The following is a 14,281-nucleotide window of genomic DNA, read 5'->3' on the forward strand; positions in this document are numbered from 1 at the left end:
TCTCAAGTTTGTAAACGCGCGTTCACAATTGAAAGGAGACTACTCTCTCATGAAATTCGGAACTTTTGACGACACTCGCAAAGAGTATGTAATCAACACTCCCAAAACGCCTTACCCATGGATTAACTACCTCGGCAACGAGCAATTTTTCGGCCTGATCTCCAATACTGCCGGCGGTTACACCTTCTACCGCGATGCGCGGATGAGAAGACTTACCCGTTACCGGTATAACAATATTCCGCTGGATACAGGCGGACGCTACTACTATCTGTATGATGACGGTGATTTCTGGACCCCGGGCTGGATGCCTGTAAAACGCGACCTCGATTTCTATGAGTGCCGCCACGGTCTGGGCTACACATCCATTACAGGCGAACGTAACGGTATTTCCGTGAACCAGCTCGCTTTTGTACCGATGGGCCACAATGCCGAAGTGCATCGTCTAGTTGTTAAGAACACTGGCTCCGCGAAGAAATCCGTGAAGCTGTTCTCTTTCGCCGAATTCTGTCTGTGGAATGCCAATGATGATATGACCAACTTCCAGCGCAACCTCAGCACCGGCGAAGTTGAAGTGAAGGATTCCGTAATCTATCACAAAACCGAATACCGTGAGCGCAGAAATCACTATGCTTTCTACTCTGTAAATAAAGAAATTGCCGGCTTCGATACAGACCGCGAATCCTTCGTGGGTATGTACAACGGTCTGGACGCTCCGCAGGCAGTCGCTGCCGGTGAAGCCACCAACTCCGTGGCCAGCGGCTGGTCGCCAATCGGCTCCCATGCCCTGAACATCACGCTGGAACCAGGCGAAGAACAAAGCTTCATCTTTGTACTCGGTTATATCGAGAACCCTGAAGATGAGAAATGGGAATCCCTGAACGTCATCAACAAGAAACCGGCTCAGGCTGTAATTGAGCAATTTGCTACAGATGCTCAAGTGGATGCCGCCCTGGCTGTTCTGGCTGCACACTGGGATAACCTGCTGTCCAAATATCAGATTCAGAGCAGTGACGACAAGCTGAACCGCATGGTTAACATCTGGAATCCGTACCAATGTATGGTTACCTTCAACATGTCCCGTTCCGCTTCCTATTTCGAATCCGGCATTGGCCGCGGTATGGGCTTCCGCGACTCCAACCAGGACTTGCTCGGCTTCGTTCACCAGATTCCAGAACGCGCCAGAGAGCGTATTCTTGATATCGCGGCAACTCAATTCCCTGACGGCAGCGCGTATCACCAGTACCAACCGCTCACCAAAAAGGGCAACAACGAAGTCGGCTCCGGCTTCAATGATGATCCGCTATGGCTGATCTCGGGAACGGCTGCTTACATTAAGGAAACCGGCGACTATTCGATCCTTGATGAGCAGGTTCCTTTTGACAGCAACCCTGACCACACAGCTACCCTGTTCGAACACTTGAAGCTGTCCTTCGAGCATGTAACGAACAACCTCGGACCACACGGCTTGCCGCTGATCGGCCGCGCGGACTGGAATGACTGTCTGAATCTGAACTGCTTCTCCACCGAGCCGGGCGAATCGTTCCAGACGACTGAGAATATCGCTGGCGGCGTAGCGGAATCCGTGTTCATCGCAGGCCTGTTCGTCTTCGTTGGACCGGACTATGCTGAAATTTGCCGCATGCGCGGACTGGATGATGTAGCTGCAGATGCGGTTGCAAAGATTGAGAACATGAGTGCCATCACTCTCTCCCACGGCTTTGACGGCGACTGGTTCCTGCGCGCTTATGACCACTACGGCGACAAAATCGGCAGCAAAGAGAACGAAGAAGGCCAAATCTTCATCGAGCCGCAAGGCATGTGCGTAATGGCGGGTATCGGCGTGGAGAACGGCGAAGCCGCCCGTGCGCTGACTTCCGTACAGGAACGTCTGGATACGGACTACGGTATCGTATTGCAGCAGCCTCCGTACTCCAAGTACTACTTGAACCTGGGTGAAATTTCTACGTACCCTCCGGGCTACAAGGAAAATGCCGGTATTTTCTGCCACAACAACCCTTGGATCATGATTGCTGAAACCGTGCTGGGCCATGGCGACAGAGCTTTTGATATCTATAAGAAAATCGCTCCGGCTTATCTGGAAGACATCAGCGAAGTTCACCGTATGGAACCTTATGTGTACTCGCAGATGATCGCTGGTAAAGATGCTGTACGTCACGGGGAAGCGAAGAACTCTTGGCTGACGGGTACTGCTGCATGGAACTATGTAGCCATCACACAGTCCATCCTGGGTATTCAGGCTGATTTCGCCGGTCTGAAAGTAGATCCTTGTATCCCTGCTGAATGGGATGGCTTCGAAATCACCCGTGTCTTCCGTGGAGATACTTATGTGATTCAGATCAAGAATCCGAACCATGTCTCCAAAGGCGTAGCAAGCCTCACCCTCGACGGCGCTGCTGTTGAAGGCAACATCATCGCCCCTGTCGGCGACGGCGCTGTGCATCACGTTGTTGTAGAGCTGGGCTAATCCGGTTTTCTGCTGCACGGATACATCGTATCCTTTAATAAAGTAAAGCACGGGCCTTCTCCTTGTAAAAGGAGGGGGCCCGTTGTTTATTGCGGATTATGGCTTCATAGCGCGCAATACTGGTGAAGCTTAAGCGGCTTTCCGTTTGAATGCGCGCATCGCAAAGATATAGGCTATGATCGTAATTCCGACACACCACGAAAGCGCGATCCATATCTCATTACCCACAGGCTGACCTGAAAGCAGCGCACGTATGGATTCCACGATTGAAGTTACCGGCTGGTTGTCGGCAAAAGCGCGAACTCCCTTCGGCATCGAATCGGTCGGCACAAAGGCCGAGCTGATAAACGGGAGGAAGATAAGCGGATAGGAAAATGCGCTTGCCCCTTCCACTGTTTTTCCGGACAATCCGGCAATCGCCGCGACCCAGGTCAAAGCCAGCGTAAACAGCACGAGTATACCGGTTACAGCGAGCCATGGAAGGATCCCTGCCGACGAGCGAAAGCCCATCATGAGCGCTACAAGAATGATGACGATAAGCGAAATGACGTTGGATACCAGCGAGGTCAGCACATGCCCCCATAGCACGGCGGAACGCGCAATTGGCATGGAGTGGAACCGCTCAATGATGCCCCGTTGCTTATCCATAAACAGGCGGTAAGCCGTATAGGATATACCGCTCGCAATCGCAATCAGCAGGATGCCGGGCAACAGGTAGTTCACATAGTTATCCGTACCGGTGCGGATGGCCCCGCCAAATACATAGACAAACAACAGCATCATCGCAATCGGAGTAATGCAGACCGTGATGATGGTGTCCATGCTGCGGAAAATGTGACGCATGGAACGCCCAAGCATAACGCTCATGTCGCTGAAAAAATAATTATTCATGGTTACTTATCCTCCTTTTTACCGATGATTGCGAGGAAGATCTCCTCCAATGAAGGTTGTTTTTCCACATACTCCACCTTTGCGGGCGGGAATAGCTTCTTCAGTTCTTCAAGCGTGCCACCCGCAATAATCCTGCCCTCATGCAAAATGGCAATCCGATCCGCAAGCTGTTCAGCCTCATCCAGATACTGAGTCGTCAGGAATACCGTCGTACCACCGTTCGAGAGCTCCTTGACAATCTTCCAGGCCTCCATGCGTGCCTCGGGATCAAGCCCTGTGGTCGGCTCGTCGAGGAAAATGAGCTGCGGTTTTCCGATCAGGCTCATAGCAATGTCGAGCCTGCGGCGCATACCGCCTGAATAGGTGGACGCCTTACGGTTGGCAGCATCCGTTAAGCCGAAGCGTTCCAGCAGATCGTCCGCAATTTGACGCGGATGCTCAAGATGCCGCAGCTTCGCAATCATAACCAGATTTTCCAGACCGGTCAAAATCTCGTCCACGGCGGCAAATTGCCCGGTCAGACTGAGTGATTGCCGCACATGGTCGGGCTGTGCCGCAATGTCAAATCCGTTTACGGCGGCAGTTCCGCTATCCTGTTTGAGCAGCGTAGTGAGAATTCTAACAATTGTCGTCTTGCCCGCGCCGTTAGAGCCCAGCAGGGCAAAAATCTCACCCCGCTTCACTTCAAAATCGACGCCTTTTAGGACTTCAGTGTTCTTATAAGATTTCCGCAGACCCTTCACTTCAATTGCTCTCTCCATCCCGCTTCCCTCCCGTTACTTTTTTTTATGGTCAAGAGATTCTTGGTAGATGTCCGCGTAAGTTTTTGAATCTTTGATTAAGTCATCGGAGAAAGCTGCTACGTCACTGCCCGTCACTTCCAGCACACCTTTCCCCCTAGCCGCTCCCTCTTCAAAAAGATCGACAATCCCCGAGAGTAACCCCGTCCCCTCGGTAAGCTCGACAGGGCCGACCTTGAAGAGATATTTTTGAATCTCTTTATAAACAATCTGATAATCCTGCGGGAGCGCCTGGACACGCGCCACGTGCGCGCGCCACTCTTTTTTGCCTTCGATAATATCTCGTATATTCATTTTATCCTCCTCCTATTTACCTAATTTTTTAGCGATATTATTGTTGAGCTGCTGACGCCATCTGTCGCGATAAGACTTTGCCCCTTCTTCGCCGGCCAGTGCTGAACAGAATCCTTTGATATCGTCACCTAATACCTCTTGGACACTCTGACCATCCGCCGCCGTCTCCTCAAGCAGGCCAAGCACACCATCAAGAATGGGCATAAGATTGCGTCCGGTGAAATCGGAGTGTGGCCAAAGATTGCCGTTAATTTCTGTCCATGCCACTTGATAATCCGCAGGCAGCTTCTTGGCTCGAGATTCAAAAGCTTTCATTTCCTTAGTCATGTCGCTGCCGGTGATTTTTTCCCAAAAATTCATTATTTCCTCTCCTTTAACTCGTTGATTTTTGAGGATACGAACTCCCACTTTTCCCAGAACTTCTGCAGCTCCTCACGCCCTGCATCGTTAATCGCGAAAAACTTTCGCGGCGGTCCCATGTCGGAGGGTTTCTTGGTGATCTCCACCAGCTTATTTTTTTCAAGCCGGATCAGGATCGTGTACACCGTCCCTTCAACAACATCTGTGAAGCCGAGGGCGTTCAGCTGCCGCGTAATTTCGTATCCGTAGGTTTCTTTGCGGCCTATAATTTCAAGTACACAGCCCTCAAGCACGCCTTTGAGCATTTCTGTTATGTTATCCAGCACAATCGCTCCTCACTATTCTGTATGACTGGTATGCAGTATTACTTACTACTGCTATAAAGTAACACGTAGTAGTCGCTTTGTCAATATCATTTTCACTGACTTTGGCCCCTGTAGCATATCGCCAAGCACAAAAACCACCCGTTCGTCCGCTGCTCAGCGGTACAACCGGGTGGTTGAGATTACATAAGAATAGTACGCTTACACACGGTTCAGGAAATGCCGCTGCAGCTTACGCCTTGCTCTCCGGGATCCATACCTTCATCTCGCCGCTGCCGCGGTTGCCCCACAGATAATAGGGAATGGCTGTGATCTCGGAGGGTGTCATTGGTGCCTTAGCTTTGCTATATAAGCCTCCGCTCCAGCCTGCCTGTTCTATCCGGCTGCCTTGACCTTTTACCACTACTGCACCGCCCAACAGTGAATCTTCAAAGTGCTCCGTGAACGATGCCGATTCATCTATCGCTATCGAGCTCAGAGGCGCTCCATTATCGGACTCTTCCAGGCAATAGACCAGCGGGCCCCGCTGGATGGCTGTCTTCCCTGCATCGGCCCGCAGCTCAGGATGGGCATAGACCCGGTGTGCTTCCATAGGCAGCTTCAGCTCGATGATATCCCCGGCGTTCCAGACTCTGCGGATCACGCAGTACCCCTGGGTTTCATTCTCGTCCAGACTCAGTTTCTCACCGCCGACCCGGATTTCCACATCGCTGCTCCAGGAAGGTATACGCAGGGCGATGCCGAACTCTCCCGACTGATCCGGATTTACCTTCAGCGTAACTGTCCCTTCCCACGGGTAGCTGCTCTGCTGACTGACCACTACTTCTGTCCCGCCCAGTGTGGTCTTTAATTCACTGCCAATGTACAGGTTGGTATACAGCGTATCGCCATGAACCGTATAGATATACTGATTCAGCGAGGTCAGTAGCCGTGCCACATTCGGAGGGCAACAGGCGCAGCCGAACCAGCCCTGGCGCTCGGATTTCACATGGTGCTTATCCGGGTTGCAGGTGCAGGCCTGAGGCCATACCTCCAGCGGATTCACATAGAAATAATGTTTGCCGTCCTGTGCCATAGAGCCAAGAACGTTATTATAGAGCGCCCGCTCCATCACATCCGCATAACGGGCATCCGGCTCCAGTTCCAGCATCCGCCGGGCAAAAAAGATCAGGCCGATCGAAGCGCAGGTCTCCGCATAGACCGTGTCATTAGGCAGGTCGTAATTGAAAGTAAAGGCCTCCCCCCTGTGCGTGGAACCAATACCTCCGGTAATATACATTTGCTTGCCTGTCATGTTATCCCATAATCTTACACAGGCATTGTGTAAGGCTTCATCCCCGGTAATCGCCGCAAGATCTGCCATCGCCGTATACATATAGACCGCCCGGACCGAATGCCCCACTGCCTCACTTTGCTCCCTCACCGGGAGATGGGCTTGATTATAGGCCAGATCTATACTGTCTGTCTGCGTTCCGCTCCAATGTGTAACCCGGCCACGGCCTTCCCATTCCTGCCGCAGGAAATTCGGCTCTTGCCCTCTCTGATCGATAAAAAAGCTGCTAAGCTTCAGGTACTTCTCCTCACCTGTCAACCGGTACAGCTTCACCAGTGCAAGCTCGATTTCCTGATGTCCGTCATACCCCTTCAGCTTGCCCTCCTCCGGTCCAAATACGGAATCAATATAATCGGCCATCCGGCGCATGATATGCAGCAGCTTGTCTTTACCCGTCGCTTCATAATAAGCAACCGCAGCTTCAATGAAATGTCCTGCACAGTACAGCTCATGACAATCCTGCAGGTTGGTCCAGCGTTTGCCGGGCTCCTTAATGGTAAAATAGGTGTTCAGGTAACCATCCGGCTGCTGCGCTTCAGCAATCAGGTCAATGACCGCGTCAGCCCGGGACTCCAGTTCCGGGTCACGTTTCAGACTAAGCGAGTAACCTACCGCCTCCAGCCACTTGGCGACATCGCTGTCCTGGAACACCCAGCCGTGGTACTGGCCTTCTTTTCTCCCGGCGGCAATTTCAAAATTGGCAATCGCATGGCTCGGCTCCGCATCCGGCACACGGTCATGCAGCGCTTCATATTGATAGGGAATGACCACATCCTGTACCAGACGGATATAGCGCCCCCAGAATTCATCCTGAATGGTTACGGACAGTTTGTCTGCTGCTTGATGAATTACGGATATTTTGTTCATTTCCACTACTCCTCTGTGTTTATTTCCTTCTCGCTAATTGCCATTATAGACGGTAAAATAAATAAAAAACAGGATCAGAAGCAACCCTGTTTTTGTACTATTTCACACTCGGATTATATCAGTGCGTTAGCGCAGATAACCTATTAATAAGGAGCAGAATATGATCTTTAATCCATCTTATATCCATCTGGCGGCACCGCCGTTCCCGTATTTTCTGGAAGGCGACCGTACTTTGTATCAGCCGGGAGATCAGCATCCCAGCCGAAGCCGCATGGGAAAATTCGATCTGCTGATTGTTGAACAGGGATGTCTGTTCATTGGGGAGGAGCACAAACAGTGGGCAGTGCCGGCTGGACATACTCTTCTCCTGCTGCCCGACCGCTACCATTATTCGGTTAAGCCCTGTGAGGAGACAACCTCCTTTGTATGGGTGCATTTCCACACCGTAGGTGAATGGATGGAAGCCGAGGGCGAGCCGGTATATGCCAGCCGGGAGCATCATTTCCAGCAGTTTCTCACCTACCCCTATACCATCCGTGTGCCGCAGTTTGGTCCGCTACCTGGTCCTTTAGCGCGGAGCGGTCAGGCTGAGCGGCTGCTGCAGCTGAACCAGGGGAGACGTTCCAGCGCGGTATGGCAACAGCAGCGGATCTTCGAGGATATCCTGCGGATGCTGGATCTCGCGCAACACCATGCTGAGGGGAGCCCTGCTGCAGAGATTGCAGAGCAGACGGAAACCTATCTGCGCAATCACTATACAGAACCGCTGACCAATAGCAGCCTGGCGGACGCGCTGCATTTCCACTACAACTATCTGGCCCGCTGCATGAAGCGGGTCTACGGCCTGACTCCCATGGAATATTTAACAGATTACCGGCTGGAGCAAGCCAAACTGCTGCTGCTTAAGACGGAAATTCCCATCGCCGGCATTGCCGAACGAACAGGGTTTGAGAGTACTGCCTATTTCTCACGGCGTTTCGCCCATAAGGTTGGCATATCACCGCTGCGCTTCCGCAAACGCTATTCCCGCTAACTCCGTGTCACGGCTTATTCCGGGGCTGCCTTAGCTCCTCTCTCCGCTGACCCGGAATTCATGCAGCTCCCGGTTATAGGACAATCCCCGGATCCGGACGGAGTGGGAGGTATAGGCTCTGATCGGCCCCCCGGGCTCTACAATTCCCGCACCGCCTTTTACGGCTACCATTACATTGATCTCCGACAGAGCGGCTGCCAGCAGTTCCATATCGCTCACCAGCACTTTATAGATAAAGCTCATTCGTATCACTCCTGCCCTGTGGGTAAATTTCAAGTATGCTTGTCATTAGGCTTCGTCTACCCGAATAAAACCTCTGCCGCCGGACATGCTAAATTACGTTCCTAATCTTATTGTAGAGGGGTATGTAATCATGGGAGTTCTTAACGGTAATCCTAAAGACGAGCCTTTGCATTACGGCGAAGTTTTCAATCTCTGGGAGTTCTCGGCTGCGGCCAAAATGGCCATGTCTGCCTATCAGGCTTATCATTATCATGCCGGGGATCACGATCTGAAAAAGATCATTGATGATCTTATGGATCAGGCTCAGCATGAAATCAAGGATTGCGACAGGCTGCTGAAGGAGAACGGGTTTACACCTCCCCCGTCTCTGCCGGACCGCCCCTCTGTCAAGCTGGAGGATATTCCGGCCGGAGCCCGGTTCTCGGATCAGGAAATCGCTGCCGCCCTCTCAAGCGGTGTCTCACTCAGTCTCGTCGTATGCAGCCAAATCATGGGCATGTCCATCCGGGAAGATATCGGTATGATGTTCATGAAGATTCATGCACAAATGGCTGCACTAGGTCTCGCTCTACTGAAGCTCAATAAGGAAAAAGGCTGGCTCGTCCCCCCTCCGCTGGAACTGAAGAAGCGGGAACCGGTTCATGCCTAAGATTAACACCTAGTGATCCTGCGCAAGCAGGATTTTTTGCTTTTTAGCTATTTTTTACCATTGATGCGCATATTCATTAAGACATGTTCTCTCTAAAGACATGCCTTAAGATCTGGAGATGTTGAGTATGCGATATTTGCCCAAAATCATCATTATCCTGTTATCCAGCTTGCTGATTGCCGCAGGCACGAACTTTTTTCTCGTTCCCTACAAAATACTTGATGGGGGAATTATCGGCATCGCCCTAATTATTAATTATATTTCCGGTACAAAAATCGGACTTGCCATCATCTTATGCAGTCTCCCGGTCTTTTGGCTTGCCTGGCTTAAAGAGCGGGATATTTTTTACAGCAGTGTGCTCGGGCTCATGGTGTCCTCCTTCCTGATCGAGCTTCTGGGACCGCTTCAATACTACTTTCTCTATTATATAGAGCTTGGTTCGATCTCCAGTGCGATTATCGGCGGCTTCCTGATGGGCAGCGGTCTCGGGCTTATGCTGCGGTTCCAAGCAAGCACAGGCGGTACGGATCTGCTGGCCAAATTCATTCAGCGCTACATACCGATTAATGTAGGCATCATTATTTTTCTGACGGATGTGCTGATCATTGGCGCTGGCGGCCTGCTGATCTCCAAGGAGACCTTTTTTCATTCCATTCTGACCATTCTCTCCGGCGGAGTGGCAACCGGTCTATGTACTCTTGAAGAAGGATAATGGAAATAAATATACTGCCAAAGGTCCTGCGCCAAAGTCAAAAAAATCCGCCAACCCGTCGGGCAGATTGAATATCAGACCGGCGGGTTGGCGGGCATTACAAGTAAAAACTCTATTGCAGCATAGACAGCAGCAGCCGGGGGATTGCAGAGAGGGCTGCCTGCTTCTCTACAGCACCCATCTCATAAGCCGCCTTTGGCATGCCGTAGACTACAGACGAGGCTTCATCCTGCCCGATCGTACGTGCACCTTTGCGGCGCAGGGCGAGGAGCCCCTTCGCCCCGTCATAACCCATCCCGGTCAGCAGTACGCCGATAGTCTGTGCGCCAGCCGCTTTTGCCGCCGATTCAAAGAGCACATCGACGGATGGGCAATGACCATTCACTTTCGCTCCAGCCGCACAATCCAGCCGATACTGCCCCCCAATCCGCCGCAGGCCTACCTGCTTATCTCCTGGAGCCACCAGTACCTTACCGGGTGCAACGAGATCACCATCCTCGGCCTCTTTGACCGTGAGCGCTGAACTGAGATTCAAACGGTCGGAGAACATACGCGAGAATACAGGCGGGATATGCTGTACGACTACGATTCCCGGCATATCCGGCGGCAGCACATTAAGCACGCTGGCAATCGCCTCAGTCCCGCCGGTAGAAGCTCCGATAACAATCAGTTGCTCCTTAAGGGCATGACCCGTGCCGGTGGTTCCCGTACGGGACCAATATCCTGGTCCTCCAGGCAGAGCAGGCTGCGCCGGAGCCAGAATTTTCGCTTGGGCAGCATTCTTGATCTTGATGATCAATTGTTCCAGGAAATGCTGCACACTGCCCGGTGAATTCATATCCGGCTTCGCTTCAAAGTCAACTGCTCCGGCGCTTAAGGCCTCAAACACAGCTTCCGTCACACCGCTTACGACGATAACCGGAATCACATATTGCGGCAGAAGGCGGCGGATGAATTCAATACCGTTCATCTTCGGCATCTGTACATCGCAGATCATCACATCCGGCCGTACACGCAAGAGCTCGTCTCTTGCTTCAAACGGGTCTCCCGCCTTCGCCGCCACTTCGATGCGCGGATCGGTAGAAATCCCCCGGGATATCACTTCACGGAACAATACAGAATCATCCACCACCAGTACCCGTATGCTTCGGGTATTCTTCATAAGAATCTTTCCTTCCCTGCAGCCGGGCTGTTATTTGCGGTAGACAGCAGGCATGATATAACGGTAATCCGTAAGCCCGCGGTCAAGTGACTCCGAATGGCCAATAAAGAGATAGCCGCCGGGTTCGGTCCATTCATAGAATTTGCGTACCAGCTTATAGCGGGTAGCATGATCGAAATAAATCATCACGTTGCGGCAAAAAATGGCATGAAACCGCCTGGTGAACGGAAAACGCTCCTCCATAAGATTAAATCTGCGGAACAGTACCTGACTCCGGAGATACGGCTTCACAGAGTACGTGCCTTCTGCCGAAGGTTCAAAGTACTTTTTTCTCCAGTTCCCGGGAAGCTCCTTCATGGCTGATGCCCCATAAGTCCCTCTGCGCGCCTTTTCCAGCACGGCACTGCAAATATCTGTGGCGAGCAGTTGCGTATCCCAGCCGAATTTGCCTCCCCCGAATGCTTCATCGATGATCATAGATAGCGTATACGGCTCTTCTCCGCTGGAGCAGCCTGCACTCCATACCCGCAGATCCCTTTCGTTCTTCCGCTTCATCACCTCTGGAAGGACATGATGCTGGAAATAAGAAAAATGTTCGCTCTCCCGCATAAAAAAAGTATGGTTTGTACTGATTTTGTCCACAAGCAGCGCAAGCTCGGTGGCGCTTCCCCCTGTTCGCAGAAAGCTGTAATATTCGCCGAAGCTGGCCATCCCCTTAGCCTGCACCATTTGTTGAAGTCTGCCCGACATCATCGCCCGTTTCTCCGCTTTGAGATGAATGCCGGCACGGGCTTTAATAAAGTCCGCGAGCTCGGTGAATTCCCGGTCTGTCATAGGAATCATAGGCTGTATTTGCCGAACTCGTTATCACTGAGGGCAATCGTAACGGGAGCTGCAGGCGTACTTTCTTTCACCCATGAAGACGCTGACGCTTTCTGGCCGCCCAACTTGTTTCGCGACATCTGCTCCAGCATCCGCAGAACTTCAGGGTTCAAATCCTCCATTCCCGTAAAAGCATTCTGCGGTTGCTGCTTCAGCTTGAACCTTGATACTTGCTCCCGCATCAGTTCCGCCTGTCCGGCCAGCTCTTCACTGGCTGCCGCAGTCTCCTCTGAAGTGGCAGAGTTCGTCTGAACCACCTGCGAGAGCTGCATTACTCCCTGATTAATCTGGCTGATGCCTGCAGCCTGTTCTGTGGATGCCGCTGTAATCTCCGAGATAATCTCCGCAACCTTGGAGACATCGCCGACAATCTGCTCCAAGGCGGAAGCCGTCGCAGCAGCGATTTTGGTGCCGCCCTCCACCTTTTTCATAGAGCTCTCGATCATAGCCGTAGTTTCTTTGGCTGCCCCTGCTGAACGTGCTGCCAGATTGCGCACTTCCTCGGCTACCACCGCAAAACCCTTGCCATGCTGGCCTGCCCGGGCCGCCTCAACCGCAGCGTTCAGTGCAAGAATATTCGTCTGAAAAGCAATTTCATCAATGACTTTAATAATTTTGGAGATACTGTCCGAGGCATCATTGATCTGCTCCATCGCCACCAGCATATCCTGCATTTGCGTATTACCCTCTACGGCATTGTTCATAGCCCCTTGGGCCAGCTTGTTTGCCTGCTCCGCACTATGGGCGTTCCGTGAAGTCTGTGCCGCGATTTCCTCGATCGACGCAGTCAATTCTTCAATGGAGCTAGCCTGCTCTGTTGCACCTTGCGAAAGCGCCATGCTAGACTCCGACATTTGCTTTGAACCCGAAGCCACCTGCTCGGCCGCCCCTTGAATACTGCCCATCACCTCATTAAGAGTGCAGGACATACGCCGGAAAGATTGGGACAGCTTGCCAATTTCGTCAGACGCTTCGCCCTGTATCTCCACATTCAGATCACCATCTGCAATCCGATCCGCAGCATACACCAGATTGACTACAGGCTTGCTGATCATACGGGACAGGACAATACCCAGGAGCACCGCCAACACCATAGCCCCGGCTACAACGATCATTAACACCAGGATGGTACGTGCGGCTCCCTTGGAGTACACTTCCGATTTGATCTTGCCGTTGGTCTCTTTACTGGCGAACAGATCGTCGATATGTTCATTGGCCTGGGCGACAATGGAAGAACTCTCCTTATAAAAGTAAGTGAGTGCTTCTTCCCGGCCAGAGGTTTCCGAGATTTCAATGGCCTTGTCTCGTACAGCATCATACTCGTTAATGACAGTTTTTAGATTGTTAAAAATATTACGGGTTTCCTGCGACTGGATACTTACGCCAAATTCATCAAGGCTGGCCGTAAGCTGTGTATCCAGCGTTTTGATTTTCTGAATAATCTCTGCTTTGTTCTGAGAACTATGGTTAATCAGCACATCGCGGGTAAGCGCGCGGATCTTGTGAAATTCAATGCCCGACTTTCCTATATCCCCCACACCTATCCCGTAATTCACATACAAATCCGTATAATTACGGTCGATCCGTTTCAGGTTCACTACTCCCACAACGCCTACGATACCAGCCATAATTGCAACAATAATAAACGAAGAGATCAGCTTGGTGCTTAATTTCATGTTGTTGAACCATTTCATCGTTATCTTCTCCTTATTCTTCTCGTCTAGAGTGCAATTCCCGGCAGTTCTACTTCAGCGTCCCGGAGCAGCCTGGCGCAATCCACCAGCAATTTCACTCCATGTCCGGTTTTCCCTATACGTGTTACAAATCCTCCGCCCCCCGGTGAATCCGGTGCCGGTACAATCTCCTCCGGCAGGATAGGCAGCACCTCCGATACACTCTCCACGATCAACCCCAATACCTCGTTCATAATGTCGATGACAATGATGCAGGTACGGTCATTATACGTTTGCGGCTCCATACGAAAGCGCATTCTTACATCCATCACAGGAATGATCTTGCCGCGCAAATTGATAATACCTTTGATATATTCCGGCAGATCCGGAATGGCGGCAATCGGATGAATCCCGATGATTTCGGTCACATACTGAATCTCAATCCCGTAAAATTGGCTGCCGAGCGAAAAAATCAAATATTTGTCCCGCAGGGTATCCTCCTCCAGCGCCTCTTCGTATGCATTGTGTCCAGACACAGGAACACCTCCTAAGCTGATTTAACTAAAACAATAAA

15 protein-coding genes are annotated in these 14,281 nt (G+C 51.6%); 4 read left to right on the forward strand and 11 right to left on the reverse strand.

Going from position 1 to position 14,281, the window contains the following annotated elements; translation table 11 throughout:
* Positions 1-49: 49 nt before the first annotated feature.
* Entirely contained in the window at positions 50-2,485 is a 2,436-nt protein-coding gene (locus tag ACAN54_RS09525; protein ID WP_379153356.1) for a glycoside hydrolase family 94 protein, read from the forward strand.
* Positions 2,486-2,614: 129 nt separating this feature from the next.
* Here the strand turns inward: ACAN54_RS09525 and ACAN54_RS09530 are convergent, their stop codons facing one another.
* The 6 genes from ACAN54_RS09530 to ACAN54_RS09555 all read right to left on the reverse strand — a co-directional run bounded on the left by ACAN54_RS09530 (position 2,615) and on the right by ACAN54_RS09555 (position 7,353).
* The gene (locus tag ACAN54_RS09530) at positions 2,615-3,376 is read right to left on the reverse strand and encodes an ABC transporter permease (protein WP_379153358.1); all 762 of its coding nucleotides are present in this window, start codon (positions 3,374-3,376) and stop codon (positions 2,615-2,617) included.
* 2 nt (positions 3,377-3,378) lie between these two features.
* On the reverse strand, positions 3,379-4,137 hold the full coding sequence (locus ACAN54_RS09535) for an ABC transporter ATP-binding protein (RefSeq protein WP_379153360.1): 759 nt from the start codon (positions 4,135-4,137) through the stop codon (positions 3,379-3,381).
* A gap of 15 nt (positions 4,138-4,152) precedes the next feature.
* On the reverse strand, positions 4,153-4,470 hold the full coding sequence (locus tag ACAN54_RS09540) for a DUF1048 domain-containing protein (RefSeq protein WP_379153362.1): 318 nt from the start codon (positions 4,468-4,470) through the stop codon (positions 4,153-4,155).
* 12 nt (positions 4,471-4,482) lie between these two features.
* Complete coding sequence (locus tag ACAN54_RS09545; RefSeq protein ID WP_379153364.1) at positions 4,483-4,830, reverse strand: DUF1048 domain-containing protein; 348 nt, start codon at positions 4,828-4,830, stop codon at positions 4,483-4,485.
* Positions 4,830-5,135 (reverse strand): PadR family transcriptional regulator, encoded by a 306-nt coding sequence (locus ACAN54_RS09550; protein WP_379154196.1) that lies wholly within the window; start codon positions 5,133-5,135, stop codon positions 4,830-4,832. Before ACAN54_RS09550 ends, ACAN54_RS09545 begins: the two co-directional genes overlap by 1 nt.
* A gap of 250 nt (positions 5,136-5,385) precedes the next feature.
* On the reverse strand, positions 5,386-7,353 hold the full coding sequence (locus ACAN54_RS09555) for a glycoside hydrolase family 127 protein (protein ID WP_379153366.1): 1,968 nt from the start codon (positions 7,351-7,353) through the stop codon (positions 5,386-5,388).
* Between the two features lie 160 nt (positions 7,354-7,513).
* Between ACAN54_RS09555 and ACAN54_RS09560 the strand changes: the two genes are divergently transcribed.
* Complete coding sequence (locus ACAN54_RS09560; RefSeq protein ID WP_379153368.1) at positions 7,514-8,386, forward strand: helix-turn-helix transcriptional regulator; 873 nt, start codon at positions 7,514-7,516, stop codon at positions 8,384-8,386.
* A gap of 30 nt (positions 8,387-8,416) precedes the next feature.
* Here ACAN54_RS09560 and ACAN54_RS09565 read toward each other — a convergent pair whose 3' ends face one another.
* Complete coding sequence (locus tag ACAN54_RS09565; RefSeq protein WP_379153370.1) at positions 8,417-8,629, reverse strand: hypothetical protein; 213 nt, start codon at positions 8,627-8,629, stop codon at positions 8,417-8,419.
* Positions 8,630-8,759: 130 nt separating this feature from the next.
* Here ACAN54_RS09565 and ACAN54_RS09570 point away from each other — a divergent pair, with 130 nt between their 5' ends.
* Together ACAN54_RS09570 and ACAN54_RS09575 are read left to right on the forward strand one after the other, a co-directional pair.
* Positions 8,760-9,278 (forward strand): DUF3231 family protein, encoded by a 519-nt coding sequence (locus tag ACAN54_RS09570; protein WP_379153372.1) that lies wholly within the window; start codon positions 8,760-8,762, stop codon positions 9,276-9,278.
* Positions 9,279-9,396: 118 nt separating this feature from the next.
* A complete protein-coding gene (locus ACAN54_RS09575; protein ID WP_379153374.1) occupies positions 9,397-9,990 on the forward strand; it encodes a YitT family protein in 594 nt (197 codons plus the stop codon).
* 112 nt (positions 9,991-10,102) lie between these two features.
* Here the strand turns inward: ACAN54_RS09575 and ACAN54_RS09580 are convergent, their stop codons facing one another.
* Genes ACAN54_RS09580 through ACAN54_RS09595 form a run of 4 tightly spaced genes read right to left on the reverse strand, consistent with a single transcriptional unit; the run spans position 10,103 to position 14,243 of the window.
* The gene (locus tag ACAN54_RS09580) at positions 10,103-11,152 is read right to left on the reverse strand and encodes a protein-glutamate methylesterase/protein-glutamine glutaminase (protein ID WP_379153376.1); all 1,050 of its coding nucleotides are present in this window, start codon (positions 11,150-11,152) and stop codon (positions 10,103-10,105) included.
* A gap of 30 nt (positions 11,153-11,182) precedes the next feature.
* Positions 11,183-11,986 (reverse strand): CheR family methyltransferase, encoded by an 804-nt coding sequence (locus ACAN54_RS09585; RefSeq protein WP_379153378.1) that lies wholly within the window; start codon positions 11,984-11,986, stop codon positions 11,183-11,185.
* Positions 11,987-11,991: 5 nt separating this feature from the next.
* A complete protein-coding gene (locus tag ACAN54_RS09590) occupies positions 11,992-13,728 on the reverse strand; it encodes a methyl-accepting chemotaxis protein (RefSeq protein ID WP_379153380.1) in 1,737 nt (578 codons plus the stop codon).
* A 26-nt stretch (positions 13,729-13,754) separates the two neighbouring features.
* A complete protein-coding gene (locus tag ACAN54_RS09595; RefSeq protein ID WP_379153382.1) occupies positions 13,755-14,243 on the reverse strand; it encodes a chemotaxis protein CheW in 489 nt (162 codons plus the stop codon).
* Positions 14,244-14,281 lie beyond the last annotated feature (38 nt).

The sequence above is a fragment of the Paenibacillus diazotrophicus genome (assembly GCF_042610465.1).

What these genes read in the sequence shown, in the direction of transcription:
- ACAN54_RS09575 (WP_379153374.1), top strand. Translation starts at nt 9,397, where the DNA reads ATGTTGAGTATGCGATATTTGCCCAAAATCATCATTATCCTGTTATCC.
- ACAN54_RS09585 (WP_379153378.1), bottom strand. Translation starts at nt 11,986, where the DNA reads ATGACAGACCGGGAATTCACCGAGCTCGCGGACTTTATTAAAGCCCGT.
- ACAN54_RS09555 (WP_379153366.1), bottom strand. Translation starts at nt 7,353, where the DNA reads ATGAACAAAATATCCGTAATTCATCAAGCAGCAGACAAACTGTCCGTA.
- ACAN54_RS09565 (WP_379153370.1), bottom strand. Translation starts at nt 8,629, where the DNA reads ATGAGCTTTATCTATAAAGTGCTGGTGAGCGATATGGAACTGCTGGCA.
- ACAN54_RS09540 (WP_379153362.1), bottom strand. Translation starts at nt 4,470, where the DNA reads ATGAATATACGAGATATTATCGAAGGCAAAAAAGAGTGGCGCGCGCAC.
- ACAN54_RS09535 (WP_379153360.1), bottom strand. Translation starts at nt 4,137, where the DNA reads ATGGAGAGAGCAATTGAAGTGAAGGGTCTGCGGAAATCTTATAAGAAC.
- ACAN54_RS09590 (WP_379153380.1), bottom strand. Translation starts at nt 13,728, where the DNA reads ATGAAATGGTTCAACAACATGAAATTAAGCACCAAGCTGATCTCTTCG.
- ACAN54_RS09580 (WP_379153376.1), bottom strand. Translation starts at nt 11,152, where the DNA reads ATGAAGAATACCCGAAGCATACGGGTACTGGTGGTGGATGATTCTGTA.
- ACAN54_RS09525 (WP_379153356.1), top strand. Translation starts at nt 50, where the DNA reads ATGAAATTCGGAACTTTTGACGACACTCGCAAAGAGTATGTAATCAAC.
- ACAN54_RS09560 (WP_379153368.1), top strand. Translation starts at nt 7,514, where the DNA reads ATGATCTTTAATCCATCTTATATCCATCTGGCGGCACCGCCGTTCCCG.
- ACAN54_RS09550 (WP_379154196.1), bottom strand. Translation starts at nt 5,135, where the DNA reads ATGCTCAAAGGCGTGCTTGAGGGCTGTGTACTTGAAATTATAGGCCGC.
- ACAN54_RS09530 (WP_379153358.1), bottom strand. Translation starts at nt 3,376, where the DNA reads ATGAATAATTATTTTTTCAGCGACATGAGCGTTATGCTTGGGCGTTCC.
- ACAN54_RS09545 (WP_379153364.1), bottom strand. Translation starts at nt 4,830, where the DNA reads ATGAATTTTTGGGAAAAAATCACCGGCAGCGACATGACTAAGGAAATG.
- ACAN54_RS09570 (WP_379153372.1), top strand. Translation starts at nt 8,760, where the DNA reads ATGGGAGTTCTTAACGGTAATCCTAAAGACGAGCCTTTGCATTACGGC.